This is a genomic window from Glutamicibacter sp. MOO4, assembly GCF_056934395.1.
Genome location: NZ_CM167800.1, coordinates 699,686 through 723,570 on the forward strand (window position 1 = coordinate 699,686; position 23,885 = coordinate 723,570).

The window sequence follows — 23,885 nt, forward strand, 5'->3', positions numbered from 1 at the left end:
GCATATGAATCCTTTGATTTCCGCCAATGAACTCACAGCCTTGCTTCAGGGCGAGGCCTCTCCCGTGCTCTTAGACGTGCGCTGGGTGCTTGGAAAGAACGACGGCGCACAGCAGTACGCTGCCGGTCATATTCCGGGTGCCATCTTTGTGGATTTGGAAACGCAATTATCGGGCACCGTCGGTGAACATACCGGACGTCACCCATTACCACTGCCTGCAGATTTTGAAGCTGCCGCGCGCAGTTGGGGCATCAACCCAGACAGTCGCGTCGTGGCCTACGACGATTCTGGTGCCCTCGCCGCAGCCCGCGCTTGGTGGTTGTTACGCCATGCAGGATTTGAAAACGTTCAGGTACTTGATGGCGGACTGGAAGCTTGGAAGCAAGCCGATGGTCCGATCTCGGATGGCATCGAAGAAGCAGCACCCGGGACGGTGATGCTCTCCTGGGGCAGAATGCCGGTAGTCGAGTTCGGCGAATTGGAATCCCTAACTGGAGTGCTAATCGATTCGCGCGCTACCGCCCGCTATCTGGGGATCGAAGAGCCGATTGACCCGGTGGCCGGACACATTCCCGGCGCCTTGAACCGGCCGACCACCGACAACTTGGACGCCCAGGCGCGCTTCCACACACCCGAACATCTGCAAGCAAGCTTTACCAAGCTCGGAGCGCAGCGGCCCGGTTCTGCAGCCTACTGTGGCTCCGGCATCACCGCCGCGCATCAGGTGCTCGCTGCAGCCAGCGCAGGCATTGAACTGGGCTTATACCCGGGTAGCTGGTCCGAATATTGCTCATACCCGCAAGCACCAGTGGCCACGAGCGACGAAAAGCATCGCAACTAAAAATACTGCAGCTAGAGAAAGGCAGCAATGAGTACGCTGTTCAGCAAGATTATTGAAGGTCAGATCCCAGGCCGTTTCGTCTGGAAAGACGAAAAATGCGTTGCCTTCTTATCTATCGGCCCACTGACCGACGGACACGCACTGGTAGTGCCACGTGAGGAAGTCGATGAATTCACGGATGCTTCTGAAGAATTAGTAACCCATCTGACCCTGGTGGCGAGAAAAATCGGACAGACCCAGAAGCGCGTATTTGGTGCGCAGCGTGCCGGACTGATGATTGCAGGCTTTGAAGTTCCTCATCTACATGTGCATGTCTGGCCAACCAATTCGCTGGCTGATTTTGATCTGTCTAATGCGACGGAGAACCCAGACCCAGTGGCCTTGGATAAAAACGCTCAGCTCTTGCGCGATGGCTTGGTTCAGGACGGCCACAGCGAATTTGTCCCAGAGGCCTAAAACCTTGCTGTACCTGCGCTACCAGTCTGTGTCGCCTAACCATCGCGGCGTAAATCTAGGAATTTTTGCCCTCGTCAATTCGCTCGGCCGTGGCGGTGAGCTCAGCGAAGAAGAGCACGTCATTTGGCGTGCGGGCAATGATTGGTATGACGCAGCCTATCCAAACCCAAGCAGCACTGACCCCGAAATTTATGATCATGAGCTCAATCCCGGGGCAGTGGCTTGGTTTAAGGACAGTGCACACCACCTGCTGGAGCGCGTCGAGCCGTATCTCAAGTTGCTCGACGCGCACCAGATCGGTTGGGAGAAACTACAGTCAAAGTCTCCTGGCACGGTCATCTACGAGGACGACGTGCAAATCATCGTCGTTCCACCAGCCAGATAGTTAGCCTTGGACCTGCGTGGTTGGGCGTTCAGAACCGATATGGCGCGCCAACATGATGTCCAGTACCCCGCGGCATCTGACTCGGGATTCGTCCCGCTTCAAACTTTGTAACGAGTATGGCTAAAGCTCAGCGAGCCCATCCTTCATTGCTTTACGGATGCGCTTTTCACTGACCGAATACGCAGTGCCCAGTTCTTGGGCAAAGAGCGAAATGCGCATTTCTTCCAGCATCCATTTCACCTGGCCCAAAGTCGCAGGAACACGTGCGCCCTGTGGAACCTTACCCAGAGCAGTATCGTACTCATCTTCCAGTTTTTGGATGGTCACCAATGCCTGTGAATCACGGGTGACCGCTCCACCGCGCAACTTCTCCAAACGCACTTCAATGCCTTGTACATAACGCGGTAGGCGCATGAGGTTCGCGGCACCGGTGGCAGCAATGAATCCCGGATAAATCAACTGCTCAAGCTGCGAACGGATATCGGTGACTGCAGCAAACATCGCCAATGACTTTGTGCTCTTTAGATCCTTGTTGATCCGGGTCGAAGATCCAAAGACCTTAGCCACCACTGCGGTGATGGTGAAGACGGTGTCAATCTGCTCGGCACGCACAGATTCGAAGAGTGCTTCAAAACTAGCTCGGTTCATCGGAAGCGTGGCCGGAACCAACTGATCCACGGCGGCCATGGTGCAATCAGCAATTAACTTGTCGATGGATCCGTGCGGATTCTGCGTAAACACCAGCTTTTCCGCATTTTTCAGGTGCGAGACGACAAACTTTGCCGCCGACGGCAAACGCAACATCAGCAGTCGAATGACACCACTACGATGCGCAGCATCGCGTTCGGTCTCGCTACGGAAGACGGTAAGATCTACGGCCGACCCGGTGTCGTTCAGTCCGGGGAAGGCAGTGATCTCTTGGCCCATAACCGTGGTGGTGACCTTAGCAGGCAGAGTGTCGCCTAGGGTATCGCCAGCGGCCTCTAGCTCAGGCCAGTGATCAAGACCTTGCTGGTCCCAAGCGCCCTGAGTTGGTGCGGCCGAGGCCTTGGCACCCTTCTTGTTCGACTTGTTCGACTTGTTCGAAGGTGATGCCACCGATGCGCCAGGTTTGCCCGGCTTATTGACTCCACTAGCCAGCGCTGCGCGGTTGGCAGCCGCAAACTTGTATTGCAGGGCGGCCAGATCATCACCCTGACCCAATACCTTGCCGGAGGCATCCGTGACAGTGAAACCGAAGCGCAAGTGCGCTGGCAATGCAGCAAAATCAAAGACCGAAGGTTCAACCACCATGCCGCGCAATCGACGCAAGACCAGCGCCAGTGATTCCGCCAGATCATCAGTAGCTGGATCAAAGTCTTGATCCAGCATGTTTAGAGCTTTACCTGCAACATCCGGGGCCGGAACGAAGTTTTTACGTATGGCCTTCGGCATGGAACGGATCAGCGCAGTAATCAGCTCGTGACGCAGGCCTGGAATGAGCCAAGCGAAGCGAGCAGGGTCCAGCTGATTCAAGAACACCACAGGAACGGTAAGCGAAACGCCGTCGCCTTCACCCGCACTGGCGGCCGGATTGTATTCGTAGCTCAGGGGCAGGTGAATATTGCCCAGTTGCCACGTGGTGGGGAAGTTACTTTCATCGAGTTCTTCACCGTCGGCCAACAAAGCTTCGGGGTCAAAGTCCAAAAGCGTTGGGTCAGTTGCCCGTGCATTTTTCCACCAACGGTCAAAATGACGCTCAGAATAAACTTCGGAGCCCACCCGCGCATCATAGAAAGTGAATAGATCTTCATCAGAGATGCGCAGATCATGACGGCGCATACGTGTCTCAAGCTCTTCAACTTCTTCAAGCAGAGCCCGGTTCTTGGCAAAGAACTTATGGTGGGTACGCCAATCTCCCTCAACCAGCGCGTGACGAATAAATAGTTCGCGCGCCAGAATCGGGTCAACCCGCCAGTAGTGGAACTGACGGCGGGGGATGATTGGCAGGCCAAAGAGCGTGACCTTTTCATATCCCATGACAGAGCCGGTGCGCTTAGACCAATGCGGTTCCGAGTGCGTTCGCTTAAGCAGATGCGGCGCGAGTTCTTCCACCCATTCGGAGGAGATGGCTGCGTTCATTCGCGCCCATAGGCGTGAGGTCTCCACGAGCTCGGCGGACATGACCCAGGTTGGCGACTTCTTAAAAAGTCCGGAGCCAGGGAAGATGGCAAAGCGAGTGCCACGCGCACCGAGATAATCTCGTTTGCGCTCATCGTACATACCGATATGTCCAAGCAAACCAGCCAGTAGTGACTTGTGAACTTGGTCTTCGTTGGCAGCCGGGTCAATCGGGGCAGCCGCTACGGTGATGCCCAACGGCTTAGCAAGCTGACGCAACTGTGTGAACAAGTCTTGCCATTCACGCACGCGCAGGTAGTTGATGTGCTCTGTCTTGCACATGCGGCGGAAGGCCGAGGAAGAGAGTTCCTTCTGCTGTTCTTGCAGGTATGCCCAGAGATTAAGCAAGGCAATGAAGTCAGACTTCTCATCGGTGAATCGTTTGTGTAGCTCGGCAGCTCTTTCGCGCATGCCGGTATCTTCACTTGGACGCTCTCGTGGGTCCTGGATGCTCAGACCTGCGGCGAGCACCATGACTTCCTTAGCCACTGCGCGGTCCGCAGACTCGACGATCATTCGTCCCAGACGTACGTCTAGTGGCAGCTGGGACAGCTTGCGACCAATCGGGGTGAGCTTGGCGGACTTGTTGGATTCCAACGCACCAAGTTCGCGCAGCAGGTTCACACCATCGGTGATGGCCTTTGCTTCGGGAGGCTGAACGAAGGGGAACTTTCCCACCTCGGTGGCTGACGCAACTACGCCCATGGAAATCATCTGCAAAATGACGCTAGCTAGGTTGGTACGCAGGATTTCTGGGTCAGTGAACTCGGGGCGAGCCTCGAAGTCTGATTCCGCGTACAGGCGGATGGCGATGCCCTCGGAGACACGACCACAACGGCCCGAACGCTGATTGGCGCTGGCCTGTGAAACGCGTTCGATAGGTAGACGTTGCACCTTGGTGCGATGAGAGTATCGCGAGATGCGGGCGGTGCCAGTATCGATCACGTACTTGATGCCTGGCACGGTGAGTGAAGTTTCAGCCACGTTGGTAGCCAAGATCAGGCGTGGTGCACTGCCCGGGTGGAAGACTCGGTGCTGCTCAGCAAGTGAGAGGCGAGCAAAAAGCGGCAATACTTCATAACGAGGCAGGCGCTTATTGGCGGTGACCATTGCTCGCAACGCCTCAGCCGCATCGCGAATTTCTCGTTCACCGGAGAAGAAGATCAGGATGTCGCCTGGTGCTTCTCGGCTTAGTTCCTTAACCGCATCGGTGACTGCATCGAGGGGATCGCGTTCTTCCTCTAATGAATTTTCATCATCTGACTCATCGTCAAGGGCTGCTTCAGCCTGCAATGGGCGGTAGCGCAGTTCAACGGGGAAGGTACGTCCGGAGACTTCCAGAATCGGTGCTGGTTCAATCTCGCCCGAGGGTAACGTCTTACCAAAGTGCTCGGCAAAACGTTGAGGGTCGATCGTAGCCGAGGTGATGATGATCTTCAGATCAGGGCGCTTTGGCATGATCTGCTTGAGGTAACCAAGCAGGAAGTCAATATTCAGGCTGCGCTCGTGAGCCTCATCGATGATGATCGCAGAGTATTTTTTCAGCAAACGGTCGCGCTGAATTTCGGCAAGCAGAATACCATCGGTCATGACTTTTAGCTTGGTATTGCGCGAGACCTCACCGGTGAAGCGCACATGGAAACCGACCTCGTCACCAATTTCGGTTCCCATTTCCTCGGCAATTCGTTCAGCCACGGTGCGCGCGGCAAGACGACGAGGCTGGGTGTGCCCAATCATGCCCTTTTCGGCCAGGCCGAGTTCAATGAGCATCTTGGGTAGCTGGGTGGTTTTTCCTGAACCGGTTTCACCGGCTATCACTACCACCTGATTTTCGCGCACTGCTTTGAGGATGTCTGCGCGACGGGCTGAGACCGGGAGGGCTTCTGGATACGTAATGCTAAGCGCCATGATGTTTCTATTCTATTCGCGTAGCGCCCAATCCACTTGCCGCCGAGCCGAGGGCGAAATTTGTGGCCTAATCCGGTCCAAGGATGTGTGAAAGAGGTTAGTCAAATTTTCTGTCCGTCTAGGCAAACGTCGACATCTTGTGGAGACAAAATACAAAACGTACCAATTTCGTCTCACTACTCGGAAATTGTGCCCATAAAGTTCAATATCAAGATTAAAACGTCTCTCGATGGCCCTATCCGGTGACTAAAGTGAGGTCGTTCACATGTAAGATCTAGGGTAATCATCGACGTGGTGTTGGGACGGTTCCCGGATGCATTTCACAAGTGGTCTTGCAGCCCAACTACCAACTGCATTGATGACATCACTCGCACTATGGGGACTTTGAAGGGGATTTCAATGAAGAGCTTCACAGCTATGAAATTTGCAGCAGTAGCTGCAGCTAGCGCACTCGCGTTGACCGCTTGCGGCGGTAGCAATGGATCGAGCGACAAGGCTGCAAGTGACGAGCCAGTAAAGATCGGCATCGCACAGTACGTTACGCACCCATCCTTGGATGCTGTCGTCACCGGATTCAAAAAGGGCATGGAGAGCGCCGGGTACACCGGTGACAAGATCTCCTACGACGAGAACAACGCGGAAGCTGATCAGGCTACCAATACCTCGATTGCTGGCAAGCTTGCTGCGGACTCGGATATTGACTTGGTGTTGGCAGTTGCCACCCCGTCAGCCCAGGCAGTAGCCCAGACCATCACCAAGGTTCCAGTTCTGTTCTCAGCTGTCACTGACCCTGTGAGCGCGAAGCTCGTCGGATCCAATGAAGCACCAGGTGCCAATGTCACCGGCACCTCGGACTTGAACCCGGTTGATGAGCAGCTTGCTTTGCTCAAGGAACTGAAACCAGATGCTAAGAAGGTCGGCATCGTTTACTCCTCGGGCGAAGTGAACTCGGAAGTTCAGGTCAAGCTGGCTGAAGAAGCTGCTAAAGATTTGGGCCTGACCATCGAAAAGTCTGCGATTTCAACTTCCAGTGAAGTACAGCAGGCAGCAGGATCGTTGGACGTAGACGCTTACTACGTTCCGACCGACAACGCTGTGGTTTCTGCACTTGAAGGTCTGATCCAGACCGCTGACAAGAAGAAGATTCCAGTTATTGCCGCTGACGGCGACTCGGTTAAGCGTGGTGCTACCGCAACCTACGGCATTAACTACGAGAAGCTCGGCGAGCAGACCGCTGCCATGGCGGTCAAAGTACTCAAGGGCGAAGCCGAACCAGCAAGCCTGCCGGTAGAGACCATCTCAAAGGTTGACCTGTACCTCAATGAGAAAGCCGCAAAGAACTCCGGCATCGAATTCTCCGAGGACATGAAGTCAAAGGCCGTCGAAGTCTACTAAACCCTGCATCACAAGCGACGTAAGGCGAGGCGCATGATCTGATGCCTCGCCTTTCGTCGTGACAATACAACTCAAGGATCCCCACATGATCACAGCGGTTGAACTCGGCCTGATTTACGCCATCATGGCGCTCGGCGTGTATCTGACCTTCCGTATCCTAGATTTTCCAGACCTGACAGTCGACGGTAGCTTCACCACCGGAGCCTCTGTCGCCTCGGTGAGCATTGTCAGCGGCGTGAACCCGTGGCTCGCTACGGCACTGGCCTTTATCGCTGGCCTAGTTGCCGGCACCATCACAGGTCTACTGCATACCAAGGGAAAAATTGACGGCTTGTTGGCCGGTATTTTGACCATGATTGCTTTGTATTCCATCAACTTACGCATCATGGGTAAAGCAAATACACCGTTGCTTGGTGAAGAAACTCTGTTTAGCCCCCTGCGCAAAGCGGGATTATTGGGTACTGGGACATCGATTGCGATTCTCTTCGTTCTCTGTCTTGTATTTGTTGCTGCCATTGTGTGGTTCCTGCACACCGAAGTGGGAATGGCCATGCGTGCCACCGGCGATAATCAGGAAATGATTCGTTCCTTCGGTGTCAGTACCGATAATCAGAAGATTCTGGGCCTTGCCCTTTCCAACGGCCTTGTGGCGCTTTCCGGTGCGGTGATTGCTCAGTACCAGGGCTTCGCTGACGTAGGCATGGGTATCGGTTTGATTCTGATTGGCTTGGCTTCGGTCATCGTTGGCCAAGCGATTTTCACCCAGCGTTACATCTGGCTGGCTGCATTGGCAGTCGTATTCGGCGCAGTGATTTACCGTCTGGTGATTCAGCTGGCTTTGTCTGCGGGCCTGGAAGTCAACGACATGAAGCTGATTTCAGCAGTGCTCGTTGTCGTGGCGTTGTTGCTGCCTAAATGGAAGGGGTTCCAGAAAATAGTGAAGACCTTCAAGCGCTCGCCGGCTACCGTGACTGGCAAGGAAGAGGTTCGCACCAATGCTTAATATCCAGAACCTATCGCGTACGTTCTTCCCCGGAACCGTCAATGAACGTAAAGCTCTGCGCAACATCAATCTGGAACTGACCGACGGCGAATTTGTCACCGTCATTGGTTCCAACGGCGCAGGCAAATCTACAGTGCTCAATATGGTGGCCGGCAAACTTCAGCCGGACGCAGGCTCGGTGAGCATCGCCGGAAAGAACGTCACCAAGCTAGCGGACTACAGTCGAGCAAAGTACATCGGCCGCGTATTCCAAGATCCAATGGCTGGCACTGCTCCAGCCATGACCATTGAAGAGAATATGGCCTTGGCCTACGCCCGTGGCCGTTTCCGCGGATTGGGTTTGGGCGTTGGAGCCAAGCGACGTGAGCTATTTGTCGAGGAACTCAAGAGCCTGGAACTAGGCCTCGAGAATCGCCTGAAGACCAAGGTTGGATTGCTCTCGGGAGGTCAGCGTCAGGCATTGAGCCTGTTGATGGCTACGTTCTCAAAGCCAAAGATCCTGTTGCTGGATGAGCACACCGCAGCGCTTGACCCGCAGCGTGCAGCTCTTGTATCTCGCTTGACCAAGGAAATCGTTGAACGGCATCAGCTGACGACGCTGATGGTCACACACAACATGGAACAAGCACTGCAATTGGGAACACGACTGATCATGATGCATGACGGGCAGATCATCTTGGACTTGAATCAAGAAGAAAAGTCGCAAATGACTGTTAAGGGATTGCTCGGTGAATTTGAAAAGATCAAGGGCGCTCAGCTCGATGATCGCACCATGCTGCAATAAAAACTGAGAACAACAGTTCAGGCTCCGCATATCCTAATGGTTGGCGGAGCCTGAACTGGTTTAAGTCGAAGTTTTCTCCAATAGGCACTCGACGCGTCCCGAACTCTGATCAACGAGTTCTTGGCCTGTCTGCTGGTAGCCGCAAGACAGATAAACCTGCATGGCGCGGGAATTCTCGGCTATGACCCATAAACGGATGTGGTGGAAGCCTGCGCTCAGCGCGTAGCGGTCTACTTCATCCAACATCTGACGTGCAACGCCACGGCCCCAGAATTCTGGCGAGACTGCGACATAGTAAATTTCCAGATAGTCATCGTGCGGAGCGCAGAGGGTAAAACCTGCAGGCTCATCAGCGAGCGTAGCCAAGACGAGCCGGGAGCTAGGAAGGGCTAAACGACGTTGGACGCCAGCGAGAGCTTGCGCGCCATCTTTGGGCAGTGGCTGGTGATCGCGCTGGGCGGCAGCGCGAGCCCAGATGATTGCAGCCTGGGCAACAGACTTTTGATCTTCAGGCTTCACTACTGCGAAAGTTATTGACGGACTTTTGGCATCCATAGTCTTAGCTTACTGAGGTACGTGTTCCATCTTTGTCAGTGCAAGCAGAGCGCAGATTAGGCAAGTGGCTATCTAGGACAATGCACTAAAAGATTCCGCTGGATCCAAGCAGGGTGCCGATGAAGAACGTCGCCGCCAAAGCGAGCGCACCACCAATCACCAAGCGAAGCGCCGCGACACGTTTGGAACTTCCACCGATGTAGGCGCCGAGTGTCCCGGTCAGCGCAAGAGAAATGAGCACCGCGGCGAAGGTTATCGGAATGCGCACCGAATCCGGCGGCAGCATGATGGCCAGCATGGGTAGGATCGCGCCGATAACAAAGGCAGCGGCAGAGGCATAAGCAGCATGCCAAGGATTGACGACTTCTTCTTCATCGATATTCAGCTCTGCCGACAAGTGTGCTGCTAACGCATCGTGTTCAGTGAGTTCATTGGCCACCTGCAGTGCAGTCTCTTGGCTCAGCCCTTTCGACTGGTAAATCCCAGCAAGCTCAATAAGCTCTGCTTGCGGATCATCGGCAAGTTCTTGGCGTTCTTTTTCAATGAGTGCGTGCTGTGAGTCGCGCTGACTACTGACCGATACGTATTCACCTAGCGCCATGGATATCGCGCCACCAATGACGGCAGCCATGCCGGCAGTAAAAATGGGTGCCGATTGGTTGGTGACACCCGCGACGCCTACTACCGTGGCCGCTACTGAAACAATGCCATCATTGGCGCCAAGCACGCCGGCGCGCAACCAGTTGAGACGTTCAGCAAAGTTTTTCTGATGCGGTTCGTTAGGGTGAGCACTCGTGGATTCGGTCATGAGCCAAGATAATCACTAAGCAAGACATAGACGCCAGTGACAAGTAAATCTTCGCCATAGTTATCGGCAACATTTAAACAAAAAAATTGCAGGTCTGGAATTCCAGATCCTGCAATTTGCTGGTGCCCCTGAAAGGAATCGAACCTTCGACCTTCTGCTCCGGAGGCAGACGCTCTATCCACTGAGCTACAGAGGCGGGTTGCTGAGCAACAGAAAAAATACTATCAGGTGGTGCGCTGATCTGCGCAATTGGAGAAAGCACTCAAGAATGTGGTGCAAAAGTCACCGGGACTGCTCAGTCTCACAGTCCGGGGGAGTCATGAATGATCATTATTTAGGGCAATTACCGGTATTCTTGAACGGTGACTCCTGAAGAACTCTCCGCAGCAATATCCGCATGCCTCACCGAAGCCGTAGCCGCTGGTGATATCTCCGTTGAGGTGCCAGAGACCGTACGTGTTGACCGTCCAAAGAGCCGTGAGCACGGTGACTGGGCAACCAACATCGCGCTGCAGCTGGGCAAAAAAGCCGGAATGGCACCCCGCGACTTCGCGCAGCTCCTTGCCCGACGACTCGCAGAGGTTCCAGGAGTCGACGCAGTCGACATCGCTGGTCCAGGCTTCCTCAACATCACCCTAGAAGCCGGCGCAGCCGGTGAGCTAGCCCGCAGCATCGTTGATGCCGGCGCTGCCTACGGTCACAACCAAGCCCTGGCCGGCCACGTGGTCAACATGGAGTTCGTTTCCGCGAACCCAACCGGACCCCTACACATTGGCCACACCCGTTGGGCCGCACTGGGCGATGCCATCTCGCGCGTCCTGCGTGCCTCTGGCGCAACGGTCACCACCGAGTACTACATCAACGACGCCGGCAACCAGATGAACGTCTTTGCCCGCTCCGTATACAACCGCATCCACGGCCTGCCCGTACCTGAGGGCGGTTACCCAGGTGAATACATCAAGGAACTCGGCGACGTAGTACTCGCTGAGAACCCTGAGCTTGGCAAGCTGGAAGAAGCAGAAGCCATTCCTGCCCTGCGCGAAGCTTCGTACAAAGCACAGTTGGTTGATATCAAGGCGACCCTTGCTGACTTCGGTGTCACCTTCGACGTGTTCTTCTCAGAGACCGCTTTGCATGAGGGCGGTGCTGTGGCTGACGCCGTGGCTCGCCTACGCGAACAGGGTCATATCTTTGATCAGGAAGGCGCAGTCTGGCTACGCACCACCGATTTTGGTGACGACAAGGATCGTGTGCTGATCCGTGCCAACGGCGAACCAACCTACTTTGCTGCCGACGCCGCGTACTACCTGTCCAAGAAGGACCGCGGCTTCGAAGAAAAGATCTACCTGCTCGGTGCCGACCACCACGGTTACGTTAATCGACTGAAGGCCATCGCTGCCTGCGCAGGAGATGACAAGGAAAAGAATATCGAGGTGTTGATCGGTCAGCTGATCAGCGTCAACGGTGCCAAGCTGTCCAAGCGTGCTGGCAACATCATTGAGCTGCGCGATCTGATCAACTGGATCGGTGCTGACGCACTGCGTTACTCGCTGGCTCGTTTCCCAGCCGATTCTCCAATTGCCTTGGATCCAGAGCAGCTGCGAAAGAACACCAACGACAACCCGGTCTTCTACGTTCAGTATGCTCACGCACGTTCGGCTGCCGCAGCCCGTAACGCTGTAGCCAAGGGCATTACCCGTGATGACTTTGAAGCAACCCTGCTGACCGATCCGACCGAAAACGAACTGCTGGCCGTACTCGGACAGTTCCCATCGGTCGTGGCTGGTGCTGCAGAATTCCGCGAACCACACCGCATTGCCCGTTACCTGGAGCAGGTAGCCGGTGCATACCACTCGTGGTACGCCGCAACCCGTATCACCCCGGTTGGTGAAGACGAAACGATCTCAGCAGTGCACAGCACCCGCCTGTGGCTGAACGACGCTGCCACCACCGTCTTGGCAAATGGATTGGAACTGCTGGGCGTTTCTGCCCCAGAGAGGATGTAACTGGTATGGCTGTATCGCCGCTAGCCCCGCAATGGCTGCAATTCCCCGAAAACGTTAACGCACTACGCGAGATCGAATGGGCTTCGGGGGTTTCCCGCGAGGCTGACGGCGAACTGTCCGTCCAGGGCCTTCGGGTCAGTGCTCTCGCCGAAGAATTTGGCACGCCACTGTTTGTGCTTGACGAGAATGACTTCCGCGCCCGAGCCCGCGGGTTCAAGACCGCTTTTGATGAAGCGTTTAAGGACTTGTGCGGGGGAGTAGATGTTTACTACGCCGGCAAAGCTTTTGTCTGCACCGAGGTAGCCCGCTGGGTTACCGACGAGGGTCTGCGCCTAGATACCTGCTCCGGCGGAGAGCTGGCAGTAGCTAAGGCAGCTAACGTTCCGGCAGAGAATCTCTCGCTGCACGGAAACAACAAGTCCAAGGCCGAGATCATCCGCGGCCTTGAAATGGGTGTTGGCCGCATTGTTATCGACTCACTTGATGAGCTGGAACGTGTGATCTCCTTGGCTGATTCTTTAAGCCTGACCGCAGAAGTGATGCTGCGTATTACCCCTGGTGTTCACGCATCAACTCATGAAGCCATTGCCACCGCGCACGAGGACCAGAAGTTTGGCTTGTCCATTCTTCCCGATGCCACTGGCACCTCACCGGCTTTGCGTGCGGTAGCCCGCGCTATTGAAGCGAAGAATGTGAACCTCTTGGGCTTGCACGCTCACATTGGTTCACAAATCTTTGAAGCCGACGGTTTTGCCATGGTGGCTCGCACCATGCTGGGTCTGCTTGCAAAGGTTCGTGAACTTCACGGCGTTGAGCTGCCTGAACTGGACTTGGGTGGTGGCTACGGCATTGCCTACACCTCCGAGGATCACCCCTCCACCCCGGCGAAGCTTGCCGGCCAGATGGCCGAAGTTGTTTCGGCTACCTGCGCGCAATTGGATATGGCTTGCCCTCGCATCTCCATTGAGCCAGGCCGCGCCATTGTCGGTCCGACCACTTTCACCCTGTACGAGACCGGTGTGCTCAAAGATGTTCAGGTTGAAGACGAAGCCGGCACCCTGCACCCGCGCCGTTACATTGCCGTTGATGGTGGGATGAGCGATAACCCTCGTCCGGTGCTCTACGACGCGCAATACACCGCCGTTCTGGCCAGTCGTATGACGCAAAGCGACGCAATTATTTCTCGTGTAGTTGGGAAACATTGCGAGTCAGGTGACATAGTCGTGAAGGACGTTTACCTGCCCGACGACGTGGCGGCTGGCGACTTGCTCGCGATTCCGGCCACCGGCGCATACTGCTGGGCCCTGTCGAGCAACTACAACTACCTCACCCGCCCAGCGGTGGTAGCTGTACGCGATGGCCAAGCCCGTTTGATCGTACGCAGGGAAACCGAAGACGACTTGCTAGCCCGCGACATGGGAGTTTAATTGAGCGGCGAAAAGAACCTGAAGGTAGCCCTGCTGGGTTGCGGTACGGTCGGAGCCCAAGTGGCCCGAATCCTGCTGGAAGACGCGAATGAATTGGCATCCCGTTCGGGTGCTGGTCTGCAGCTGATCGGCATTGCCGTGCGGAACCTTGATACCAAGCGCGACGTGGACTTGCCCAAGGAGCTTTTCACCACGGATGCACTCGCGTTGATCGAAAAGGCCGATGTGGTCATCGAACTACTCGGTGGCTTGGACCCAGCCGGCCAGTACATCGCTGCCGCCCTGTCCAAGGGTGCCAGCGTAATCACCGGCAACAAGGCACTGATTGCGCTTAAGGGTGCAGATCTTAATGAAGTTGCTGCACAGTCCGGAGCGCAGTTGCGCTACGAGGCGGCAGTGGCCGGTGCCATCCCGATCCTTCGCCCGATCGCTGATTCGCTGGCTGGAGATCACATCACCAAGGTGATGGGTATCGTCAACGGCACCACCAACTTCATCTTGGACGCCATGGATACCACCGGTGCGGCTTTTGACGACGTATTGAAGCAGGCCCAAGATTTGGGTTACGCCGAAGCCGATCCAACTGCCGACGTCGGCGGACACGACGCTGCCGCGAAGGCTGCGATCTTGGCTTCATTGGCTTTCCACACCACTGTCTCTTCGGAACAGGTTTCTACCGAAGGTATCACCGAGGTCAGCGCAGAAGATGTAGCAGCCGCCGCCGAGGCCGGCTACGTCATCAAGCTTCTGGCTATCGCTGAGCAGAGTGAAGCGGGCATCTCGGTGCGCGTATACCCAGCATTGATTCGTCGTTCGCACCCACTGGCAACAGTGCACGGTGCCTTCAACGCCGTTTTTGTTGAAGCAGAAAACGCTGGCGACCTCATGTTCTACGGCGCCGGTGCCGGTGGCAACGCCACCGCCAGCGCCGTGATGGGCGACGTGGTCGCTGTGGCTCGACAGATCGCCGCCGGTGCACCACTGCCCAATGGTTCGATCCAGCGCAGCCCACGGATGCTCGACTTTGATGCGATCACCACCCGCTACTGGATTGGCCTGTCGGTTAAGGACCAGTCCGGTGTGCTCGCTTCCATTGCCACCGTTTTTGGTGAGCATGGGGTCTCGATTGAATCGATGAGCCAACAAGGTGACGCAGATTCTGGTGCGCAGTTGCGTATCCTCACCCACCAGGGCACCGAATCGGCCCTGTCCAGCACCGTTGAGGCCCTCGAAGCCTTGGACGCTGTGCATTCAGTTCTATCCGTTATGCGAGTTGAAGGAAACTAACGTGGCTCACCAGTGGCGCGGAGTAATCCGCGAATATGCCGACCGTTTACCAGTAGACGAAAACACCAAGGTCATCACCTTGGGCGAGGGTGGAACCCCGTTGGTTTACGCCCCGGCCCTTTCGGCACACACCGGCAACGATGTGTACCTCAAGGTTGAAGGCATGAACCCAACCGGCTCCTTCAAGGACCGCGGCATGACCATGGCAATGACCGCCGCGGTAGCCGCCGGTGCCAAGGCTGTGGTTTGCGCTTCGACCGGTAACACCTCGGCTTCAGCTGCCGCCTACGCAACTCAGGCTGGCCTGAAGTGTGCGGTGCTTGTTCCGGACGGCAAGATCTCCATGGGCAAGATGTCCCAGGCTATCGCTCACGGTGCTGACATCATTCAGATTGATGGCAACTTTGATAACTGCCTTGAGGTTGCTCGCAAACTGAGCGAAAACTACCCAGTCTTCTTGGTGAACTCCGTGAACCCTGCCCGTATTCAGGGTCAGAAGACCGGCGCCTTTGAAGTGGTTGACTTCTTGGGTGACGCACCGGATTACCACATGCTGCCAGTTGGCAACGCCGGTAACATCACCGCGTACTGGAAGGGCTACAAGGAGTACTCCTCCGAGTGGACCAATGAAGCCGGCAAGGTTTTGGAACCAGTGTCCACCAAAACTCCAATCATGTGGGGCTTCCAGGCTGAAGGCGCGGCGCCAATCGTTGCAGGTCACCCAATCACCGAACCAGACACCATCGCTACCGCTATCCGCATTGGTAACCCAGCATCATGGGAACAGGCTGAAGCAGCGCGGGACGAGTCCGGCGGACAGATCGATTCGGTCTCTGACGAGCAGATCCTAGAAGCGCACCGTTGGCTTTCGAGCCGTGAAGGCGTTTTTGTGGAGCCTGCTTCGGCTGCCGGTGTTGCCGGTCTGCTGAAGCACCACGCTGCTGGCAATGTGCCAACCGGCAAGAAGATTGTCATCACCGTCACCGGACACGGACTCAAGGACCCAGACTGGGCCTTGAAGCAGGCCGATGGTTCAGCAGTCACCCCAAAGAAGGTCGGCTTCGACGTTGTCGAGGTAGCCGGCGCACTGGGCCTGGCCTAGAACCTCTGCCGGATTTCGCCGGCTGAATATGGCCCGTCGCGCCTTGGCAAGTTCCCGTAGGGGAGTTAGGTCAACCGTGACGGGCCATTGTCCATTTTTCACATTTCCTGTTCTGAAACTGAAGGAACTATGACGCAGCAGATCGCCTTGGGCCAGCACGTAATTGTTTGCCCACCAGCCACTTCCGCCAACCTTGGCCCAGGCTTCGATTCCCTCGGCTTGGCTTTGGAATACCGGGACCGGCTTGTGGTGCGCACTGCGTCGACGAGCTGCGTTGAGATCACCGGGGAAGGTGCCGAGGATCTTCCCAAAGATGAATCACATCTGATCATCAAGGAGATGCACCGCTACTGGAGCCGTGCCGGTTTTGAACCGGTTGGTGTTCACCTCGAGGCAGAGAACAATATTCCTCACGCACGCGGTATGGGTTCCTCCGCGGCAGCCATTGTTGCCGCGTACGCAGCAGCCGATGCGTTGCTGCCTGAAGAATCACGCGGTGGCACCGAAGCAATTTTCCAAGCCGCGGCAGCCTGGGAGGGGCATCCAGACAACGTAGCGCCGGCGGTCTACGGTGGCCTGAGCATTTCATCAACGCAACCAGACGGTAGCTTTGCTTCGGTTCAGGTGCCGTTGCAATCACAGCTGCGTGCTGTACTGGCCATTCCTTCCAACGGGCTATCAACCGAGGTAGCGCGTGGAGCACTACCAGCGCAGGTTGATCACAGTATTGCGGCCGCCAATAGCGCCAGTGCAGCCCTACTTATTCATGCTCTCAGCAACGATCCATCGGTCTTGCTGGCAGGCACCAAGGACTATCTGCACCAGGATTACCGTGCTGTAGCTATGCCCGAAAGTGCGTCCTTGATCGCTTCATTGCGTGAGGCAGGACTGGCCGCTGTGGTTTCCGGGGCAGGCCCAACGGTTTTGACCTTGGTCGCGGGCGAAGAGCAGGTGGCCCAAGTCTTGGCCAAGATTGAAGAGTTTTCTGCGGAATCTACAGTGTCGTGGCGTGCTGAAGTTCCTGCGCTGGCTAACAACGGTGTTACAGTAGAAGTGCTGTAACACTATGGCAGGCCGGATTGTTGGGTAGTTACCCGGTTCAAATCCCATTGGCCAGTGTTGATACGGAATGGTTCGGTTCTTGAACCCTACTTTCTCCGTCCAGTCGTTCCGGTTCTTCCTGCCGTCGCAGCAACTTTGATATCCCACATTCATGCACAGCCTCGTGCCGTCGAGATATCAGTCTCCTTATATATTCCACCGCAGTTTAGTGACCTGCTTTTTGGGCTCGCTCGGTGGAATGCGCACTAGCCATGAAATCTTCGGCTAAGGCAAAACATTAACGGCATAGTGGGCCTGCCTTGAAGCGGCCCATCCTACGAGTCAGAAGGAACTTTCGTGACCGAAACCACGAGCCTCAACGAAGGCGTGGACACCAAGACTTCCGAAAACAAGAGTGCCGGTCTGGCCTCTTTGAAGATGACCCAGCTTCAGCAGCTGGCTTCGCAGCTGGGAATTACCGGCGGATCGCGAATGCGCAAAGCTGACCTGGTAAAGGCTATCGGCGAGCATCAGCGTGGCGGATCTGTCGCCGCGAAGGAAGCAAAGGCAGCTAAGAGCGAAGCAGCACCAGCTGCCGAACAGCAGCCAACCGAAACCAAGGCGCGCTCGCGCCGTGCACCAAAAAACGCACCGGCAGCAGAAGCTGAAGTTGCACCACAGGCGCAGCCAGCTACCGAAGCAGCGAACGACTCGACCGCAGGACAGAAGCCTGCACGCACCCGTCGCCCATCGCGTCGAGTGACCGACTCGGGCAAGGCTCCAGTTGCGCAGGAGCAGACTGAAGCACCTGCACCTGCAGCAACAGTTGAAACTGAAGCCGCACCAGTTGAGCAGAAGGCACCACGCCAGCGCCGCAACTCGAGGGCCAAGGCTGAAGTCAACGCTGAACAGCCTGCAGCTCAGAACGCTGAGCCACAGACCGAAGCTACTGATAACAACGCTGAGCCACGCGAAGAGCGTCGCGAACGCAATAACAACCGTCGTGACCGCAACAACCGTCGTGAGCGTAACAACGACCGTGGCGAGCGCACTGAGCGTGGCGAGGCCAACGAGGCTGAGGCCAACGGCGAAGCACGCGAAGAGCGTCGTGAACGTGGCAACCGCCGCGAGCGCAACAACGATCGCAACAATGATCGTAACGAGCGCAACGAAGTCAGCGAGTCTGAGTCCAACGGCGAAGCACGCGAAGAGCGTCGTGAACGTGGCAATCGCCGCGAGCGCAACAATGACCGCAACGAGCGCAATAACGATCGTGGCGAGCGCAATGAGCGCAACAACGACCGTAACGATCGTAACGAGCGCAACGAAGCGTCAGAGAACGAATCCGATGAACGCAGCAACGATCGTAATGATCGCAGCAACCGTCGTGAGCGCAACAACGATCGTAATGATCGCAGCAACCGTCGCGAGCGCAACAATGACCGCAACGAGCGCAACAACGATCGCAACAACCGCAACCGTCGCAACCGTCGTGATGAAGACGAGCCACAGCTGAGCGAAGACGATGTTGTGTTGCCAATCGCCGGTATCTTGGACGTGCTGGAGAACTACGCATTTGTTCGCACCTCCGGCTACCTGCCAGGTCCAAACGACGTGTACGTCACCTTGGGCCAGGTCAAGAAGTACAACCTGCGCAAGGGTGACGCCATTGTTGGTGCGATCCGCCAGCCACGCGAGGGCGAGACCCCTAACCCACGCCAAAAGTTCAACGCACTGGTGCAGCTGACCAGCGTCAACGGCAAGAAGCCAGAAGATAACCGCGAACGTGTTGAGTTCAACAAGCTCGTTCCGCTGTACCCAACCGAGCGCCTGCGCCTGGAAACCGATCCAAAGCTGGTCGGCCCACGTGTTATCGATCTGGTTGCCCCGATCGGTAAGGGCCAGCGTGGCCTGATCGTATCGCCTCCAAAGGCCGGTAAGACCCTGATCCTTCAGGCGATCGCCAACGCGATCACCATCAACAACCCAGAAGTACACCTGATGATGGTGCTGGTTGATGAACGTCCCGAAGAAGTCACCGACATGCAGCGCACCGTCAAGGGCGAAGTTATTGCTTCGACCTTCGACCGCCCAGCTGATGACCACACCACCGTGGCTGAACTAGCCATCGAGCGCGCTAAGCGCCTGGTGGAAATGGGCATGGATGTTGTGGTTCTGCTTGACTCGATGACCCGTCTGGGCCGTGCTTACAACCTGGCTGCTCCAGCCTCGGGCCGTATCCTCTCCGGTGGTGTCGACTCGGCTGCACTGTACCCACCAAAGCGTTTCTTCGGTGCTGCTCGCAACATCGAAAACGGTGGCTCGCTGACCATCCTTGCCACCGCACTGGTGGAGACCGGGTCCAAGATGGACGAGGTCATCTTCGAGGAATTCAAGGGCACCGGCAACATGGAGCTTCGCCTCTCACGCCAGCTGGCCGAGAAGCGCATCTTCCCAGCGGTGGACGTCAATGCATCCTCCACCCGCCGTGAAGAGCAGCTGATGAGTGCCGAAGAGGTACGCATCATGTGGCGTCTGCGTCGTATGCTTTCGGGCATCGATCCACAGCAGGCTCTGGAAGTGCTGACCGGAAAGATTCGCGAAACCGAATCCAACGCTGAATTCTTGATGCTGGTCAACAAGACCACCCCAAACAAGGATTAGTTGCCCTACTCGCCATGGCGTCCAGCCAGTTTGCCCCACCCGGGCAGCTGGCTGGACGCCATCGGCGCGTAGTGACCGTTTAACCCACTAGAATTTTAATCTCAGCAGCCCGCAGGCCCGAAAAGAGCCTGATTGTGCGGGCACCGCCGACAAGGAAAGCACATCACCATGTTCGAATCCGTCAAGACGCTACTAGAAGAGCATGCCCAGATTCAGGCGCAGCTCTCGGATCCGGCGGTGTACGCCGACCAGTCGCTGGCCCGCAAGCTCGGACGCCGCTCTGCCCAGCTCAACGGCATCGTTGAAGCCTACAACCGCTGGCACACCGCTACCGATGATTTGGAAGCTGCGCAGGAAATGGCGGATGAAGATCCAGAGTTCGCCGAGGAAGTCGAAACCATCAAGGCAGCTCTTCCGGAGCTGGAAGAAAAGCTTCGTCGCCTGCTGATCCCACGTGACCCTAACGATGCACGTGACGTGATCCTTGAAGTTAAGGGTGGTGAAGGTGGTGATGAGGCAGCACTGTTCGCAGCTGACCTCTTGCGCATGTACACCCGCTTTGCTGAGAACAAGGGCTGGAAGGTGGAGATGATCTCCTTCAACGAGTCTGACCTTGGCGGTTACAAAGATGCTCAGGTTGCGATCAAGGGCAAGTCCAATGACCCAGCTGAGGGTGTTTACGCACAGCTGAAGTTTGAAGGCGGTGTGCACCGTGTGCAGCGTGTTCCAGTGACCGAATCTCAGGGACGTATCCACACGTCGGCTGCCGGCGTGCTGATCCTGCCCGAGGTTGACGAGCCCGAAGAAGTCGACATTCACCCGAACGACCTGAAGGTGGACGTATACCGTTCCTCAGGTCCTGGTGGCCAGTCGGTGAATACCACCGACTCCGCGGTTCGCCTGACCCACATCCCGACCGGCATTGTGGTCGCCATGCAGAACGAAAAGTCGCAGATCCAGAACCGTGAAGCGGCCATGCGTGTGCTTCGTTCACGCTTGCTGGCTCACCAGCAGGAAATCATCGACGCCGAAAACTCGGCAGTTCGTGCAAGCCAGATCCGTACCATGGATCGTTCCGAGCGTATCCGTACCTACAACTACCCAGAAAACCGCATTGCTGATCACCGCACCGGTTACAAGGCGTACAACTTGGATGCCGTCATGAGTGGCGAACTGCAGCCAGTGATCGAATCATGCATCCAGATGGACGAAGAAGAGCGCTTGGCAGCGCTGGGCGAGTAAGCATCGTCTTGGAAGAACTGTCTGCCGTCCGCCACAAGGCGATCGCGGCATTGGCCGACGCCGGGGTGCCAAGCCCCGGCGTCGACGTCGACCTACTGCTTTGCCATGTCCTGGGCATTAGTCGTTCCGAACTCAAGCTTCGCGAGCTACGCGGGGATAGCTTTGAAGCTAGCCACCGCGAAGAGTTCACACAGCTAGTGGCTGCCCGGCGCACTCGCATCCCATTGCAACACCTCACCGGGGTGGCACATTTCCGCTACCTGGAGCTCAAAGTTGGCCCTGGTGTATTTACGCCGCGTCCAGAGACTGAAACGGTCGTGCAGTTGGGGCTGGATTTTGTGGTCCAACAGGCACTAGAAGCACCAAATTGCATTGATCTGTGCTCCGGCTCAGGAGCGATTGCTGCTGCATTGGCCAGTGAACTGCCCGGCTCCAAGGTCTGGGCGGTGGAGCTTTCCGATGATGCTATCCAGTACACCAAAGCTAATTGCCTGCCACATCAGGTTACCGTCCTGCATCAAGATGCCACCACGCTTCCTGAGGACTTGGAAGGCATCATGGATTTGGTAGTTTCAAATCCGCCGTATATTCCGCCTAACGCTATCCCGCGCGAGGCCGAAGTTCGAGACCATGATCCGGCCATGGCACTCTACGGTCTAGGCGATGATGGTCTGCAGATTCCGCGTGCCGTGGCAGGGCAGGCCATGAAGCTATTGCGTCCCGGTGGATATTTTGTGATGGAGCACGCTGAAGTGCAGCAAGACTCGGCGGCGACGATGCTCAGAGAAGCAGGGTTCACCCAAGTTTCCGGTCACGAAGACCTCACTGGACGAGCCCGCGCCACCTGTGGGTACGCACCACACCGCTAACCAGTACCACCTACTACGCACAGTGCATGAAAGAATGATCCCGTGAGCACAAGATTTTTGGTAAGCAACGAGCAAGAACACGCTGACGGCATCGCAGCAGCTAAAGCTGCCCTGGCCGATAAACGATGCATCGTTTTGCCTACGGACACCGTTTACGGGATTGGCGCTGACGCCTTCAGCGCTCAGGGAGTAGCCATGTTGTTGGCGGCCAAGGGCCGGAACCGCACCATGCCACCTCCAGTACTGATCGCGCAAAGCGCCACCATGGATGGGCTGGCTCGCGATATCCCAGATGCTGCCCGCAAACTTGCTGAGGCTTTTTGGCCTGGCGGACTGACCCTGATCCTCCAAGCGCAGCCCTCGCTGACCTGGGATCTGGGGGAGACCCGCGGAACTGTTGGATTGCGTGTTCCCAACGATGACACCGCCCTAGAACTTTTGCGCGAAACCGGACCATTGGCCGTATCTTCGGCTAACCGCACCGGCAAACCAGCAGCCTTGGATATTGAGTCCGCGATGGATCAGCTTGGTGAATCGGTAGACGTCTACCTCGATGGTGGTCCGCGCGGCGAAACCGGCGAAGACGTAGCAGCGTCAACAATTATCGATTGCACCGGTGAACAGCTCAAGGTTGTCCGTGCTGGAACGATTTCCATCGAGGAGTTGCGCGTTGTAGTTCCTGAAGTGCTCGACTTGGGACAGGATGCCCCGGGCCAGGACGCATGAGAATATACCTACTGCTTATCGCCTTTAGCTTCACCGCTTCCTACCTGCTGACTCCGATTGTTCGGTCAGTGGGACACAGGTTTACGAACAACCAGATGTTGCGTGACCGCGATCAGCATCAGGTACCCATCGTGAAGTTTGGCGGCGTGGCAATTATTGCCGCTTTTGCCATGGGGTTATGGCTGGCCAGTAATTTCCACTTCTTCAGGGGAGTCTTCAGCGGCTACGTACCTCAAGGTCTGAGTTACGCCTTAATTGTCATCCTGATTCTTGGACTGGCAGATGACATGTTTGATCTGCGCTGGTGGATCAAACTCTTAGGCCAGATCTTCGTCGGATTCATCATGGCCACTCACGGTGTGCTGATTCAGTCTCTGCCTGTGGGGTCGTGGCATATCAACGCACAATGGCTACAGATTGTACTGACAGTATTTTTGATTGTACTGACCATGAATGCCATCAACTTCTCCGATGGGCTTGACGGTCTAGCTGCCGGCCTCGCAGCCATTGGCGCTGCCACCTTCTTCGTCTATTCCTATGTACTGGCCACACATGTCAGCGCGGATGATTACGCGAACGTTGGCGCCTTGTTGTGTGCACTGCTCCTGGGTGCTTGCCTCGGATTCTTGCCACATAATTTCAACCCCGCGAATATCTTCATGGGGGAGAGTGGCGTACTAGCCATCGGGTTGATCCTCTCGGTATCAGCAATTGCGGTCACCGGTGACGTGCGTGGGCTGGAAGCTCAACGGTTCAGAAACATCCCGGCGTACATGCCAGTGGTCTTGCCCATGGTTATTGTGTTCCTACCAGTACTAGACCTTGTACTCTCAGTACTGCGCCGGTTGGCTAACAAACGCTCACCCTTTTCTCCGGACTCCAAACACATCCATCACCGCATGTTGGCTCAGGGGCACTCAGTGCGCAGGGCAGTGATCTTGCTCTATATTTGGGCCGCCGTGATTGCTGTGTCCGTGGTCGCAATTGCCTTCATCCCAGTGGCCCTGGTGGTCCCTGTGGCCTTGGTACTCTTCCTTGCTGCGGCTATTGGTACATGGTGGCCATTGGTGTTGCGCAGAATCAATGCATTACTCAAACGATTGCGCAAGGCCTAACCCGGCCAATTGGCCAAGCAATTCGCGAGCAATGTCTTTCTATCTCGTGTAGAATTCAGTATGGATCTTCTTCCGGACGCTCTTTTGGGTGAGCGGAAGTTTCAAGTTTCA

Annotated in this window: 19 protein-coding genes and 1 tRNA gene; 16 read left to right on the forward strand and 4 right to left on the reverse strand. The window is 56.2% G+C overall.

Annotated features, from left to right (window positions below; all coding sequences use genetic code 11):
- The first annotated feature begins 4 nt into the window (after window positions 1–4).
- Genes AC1Z3F_RS03230 through AC1Z3F_RS03240 form a run of 3 tightly spaced genes read left to right on the forward strand, consistent with a single transcriptional unit; the run spans window position 5 to window position 1,682 of the window.
- Entirely contained in the window at window positions 5–841 is an 837-nt protein-coding gene (locus AC1Z3F_RS03230) for a sulfurtransferase (RefSeq protein WP_483566551.1), read from the forward strand.
- A gap of 27 nt (window positions 842–868) precedes the next feature.
- Window positions 869–1,297 (forward strand): HIT family protein, encoded by a 429-nt coding sequence (locus AC1Z3F_RS03235; protein ID WP_262198022.1) that lies wholly within the window; start codon window positions 869–871, stop codon window positions 1,295–1,297.
- 4 nt (window positions 1,298–1,301) lie between these two features.
- On the forward strand, window positions 1,302–1,682 hold the full coding sequence (locus AC1Z3F_RS03240; RefSeq protein ID WP_207306494.1) for a hypothetical protein: 381 nt from the start codon (window positions 1,302–1,304) through the stop codon (window positions 1,680–1,682).
- A 120-nt stretch (window positions 1,683–1,802) separates the two neighbouring features.
- On the opposite strand, the gene hrpA is transcribed toward AC1Z3F_RS03240, so the two are convergent.
- A complete protein-coding gene (hrpA, locus tag AC1Z3F_RS03245; RefSeq protein WP_483566552.1) occupies window positions 1,803–5,750 on the reverse strand; it encodes an ATP-dependent RNA helicase HrpA in 3,948 nt (1,315 codons plus the stop codon).
- 399 nt (window positions 5,751–6,149) lie between these two features.
- On the opposite strand from hrpA, the gene AC1Z3F_RS03250 reads away from it, so the two are divergent.
- From AC1Z3F_RS03250 to AC1Z3F_RS03260, 3 genes are all read left to right on the forward strand, one after another.
- Window positions 6,150–7,145 (forward strand): ABC transporter substrate-binding protein, encoded by a 996-nt coding sequence (locus AC1Z3F_RS03250; RefSeq protein ID WP_131087848.1) that lies wholly within the window; start codon window positions 6,150–6,152, stop codon window positions 7,143–7,145.
- Between the two features lie 85 nt (window positions 7,146–7,230).
- Window positions 7,231–8,148: an ABC transporter permease gene (locus AC1Z3F_RS03255; protein WP_131087849.1), complete on the forward strand. Its 918-nt coding sequence runs from the start codon at window positions 7,231–7,233 to the stop codon at window positions 8,146–8,148.
- Window positions 8,141–8,932 carry an ABC transporter ATP-binding protein gene (locus AC1Z3F_RS03260; RefSeq protein ID WP_262198021.1) on the forward strand — a complete coding sequence of 264 codons (792 nt, stop codon included), beginning with the start codon at window positions 8,141–8,143 and terminating at the stop codon, window positions 8,930–8,932. The genes AC1Z3F_RS03255 and AC1Z3F_RS03260 overlap by 8 nt, the downstream gene beginning before the upstream one ends.
- A 60-nt stretch (window positions 8,933–8,992) precedes the next feature.
- Here AC1Z3F_RS03260 and AC1Z3F_RS03265 read toward each other — a convergent pair whose 3' ends face one another.
- The 3 genes from AC1Z3F_RS03265 to AC1Z3F_RS03275 form a co-directional block, all read right to left on the reverse strand.
- Window positions 8,993–9,451: a GNAT family N-acetyltransferase gene (locus AC1Z3F_RS03265; protein ID WP_483566553.1), complete on the reverse strand. Its 459-nt coding sequence runs from the start codon at window positions 9,449–9,451 to the stop codon at window positions 8,993–8,995.
- A 121-nt stretch (window positions 9,452–9,572) separates the two neighbouring features.
- Complete coding sequence (locus AC1Z3F_RS03270) at window positions 9,573–10,295, reverse strand: VIT1/CCC1 transporter family protein (RefSeq protein ID WP_131087853.1); 723 nt, start codon at window positions 10,293–10,295, stop codon at window positions 9,573–9,575.
- Window positions 10,296–10,415: 120 nt separating this feature from the next.
- A tRNA-Arg gene (locus AC1Z3F_RS03275) sits at window positions 10,416–10,491 on the reverse strand.
- Between the two features lie 166 nt (window positions 10,492–10,657).
- Here AC1Z3F_RS03275 and argS point away from each other — a divergent pair.
- The 10 genes from argS (at window position 10,658) to AC1Z3F_RS03325 (ending at window position 23,774) form a co-directional block, all read left to right on the forward strand.
- Window positions 10,658–12,301, forward strand: coding sequence for an arginine--tRNA ligase (gene argS, locus AC1Z3F_RS03280; RefSeq protein ID WP_262198019.1), 1,644 nt, complete (start codon window positions 10,658–10,660; stop codon window positions 12,299–12,301).
- Between the two features lie 5 nt (window positions 12,302–12,306).
- Entirely contained in the window at window positions 12,307–13,728 is a 1,422-nt protein-coding gene (lysA, locus tag AC1Z3F_RS03285; protein ID WP_483566554.1) for a diaminopimelate decarboxylase, read from the forward strand.
- Window positions 13,729–15,015, forward strand: a complete 1,287-nt coding sequence (locus AC1Z3F_RS03290) for a homoserine dehydrogenase (protein ID WP_262198017.1) — start codon at window positions 13,729–13,731, stop codon at window positions 15,013–15,015. It begins immediately after the preceding gene.
- A 1-nt stretch (window position 15,016) separates the two neighbouring features.
- Window positions 15,017–16,117 carry a threonine synthase gene (gene thrC, locus AC1Z3F_RS03295; RefSeq protein WP_131087857.1) on the forward strand — a complete coding sequence of 367 codons (1,101 nt, stop codon included), beginning with the start codon at window positions 15,017–15,019 and terminating at the stop codon, window positions 16,115–16,117.
- Between the two features lie 129 nt (window positions 16,118–16,246).
- Entirely contained in the window at window positions 16,247–17,179 is a 933-nt protein-coding gene (thrB, locus tag AC1Z3F_RS03300; RefSeq protein ID WP_262198016.1) for a homoserine kinase, read from the forward strand.
- 336 nt (window positions 17,180–17,515) lie between these two features.
- Window positions 17,516–19,822 (forward strand): transcription termination factor Rho, encoded by a 2,307-nt coding sequence (rho, locus tag AC1Z3F_RS03305; protein WP_483566555.1) that lies wholly within the window; start codon window positions 17,516–17,518, stop codon window positions 19,820–19,822.
- A 168-nt stretch (window positions 19,823–19,990) separates the two neighbouring features.
- Window positions 19,991–21,064, forward strand: a complete 1,074-nt coding sequence (prfA, locus tag AC1Z3F_RS03310) for a peptide chain release factor 1 (protein ID WP_131087860.1) — start codon at window positions 19,991–19,993, stop codon at window positions 21,062–21,064.
- On the forward strand, window positions 21,016–21,933 hold the full coding sequence (prmC, locus tag AC1Z3F_RS03315; RefSeq protein ID WP_483566556.1) for a peptide chain release factor N(5)-glutamine methyltransferase: 918 nt from the start codon (window positions 21,016–21,018) through the stop codon (window positions 21,931–21,933). Before prfA ends, prmC begins: the two co-directional genes overlap by 49 nt.
- Before the next feature lie 42 nt (window positions 21,934–21,975).
- Window positions 21,976–22,659: an L-threonylcarbamoyladenylate synthase gene (locus tag AC1Z3F_RS03320; RefSeq protein WP_131087862.1), complete on the forward strand. Its 684-nt coding sequence runs from the start codon at window positions 21,976–21,978 to the stop codon at window positions 22,657–22,659.
- On the forward strand, window positions 22,656–23,774 hold the full coding sequence (locus tag AC1Z3F_RS03325) for an MraY family glycosyltransferase (RefSeq protein ID WP_131087863.1): 1,119 nt from the start codon (window positions 22,656–22,658) through the stop codon (window positions 23,772–23,774). The genes AC1Z3F_RS03320 and AC1Z3F_RS03325 overlap by 4 nt, the downstream gene beginning before the upstream one ends.
- The last annotated feature ends 111 nt before the right edge of the window (window positions 23,775–23,885 follow it).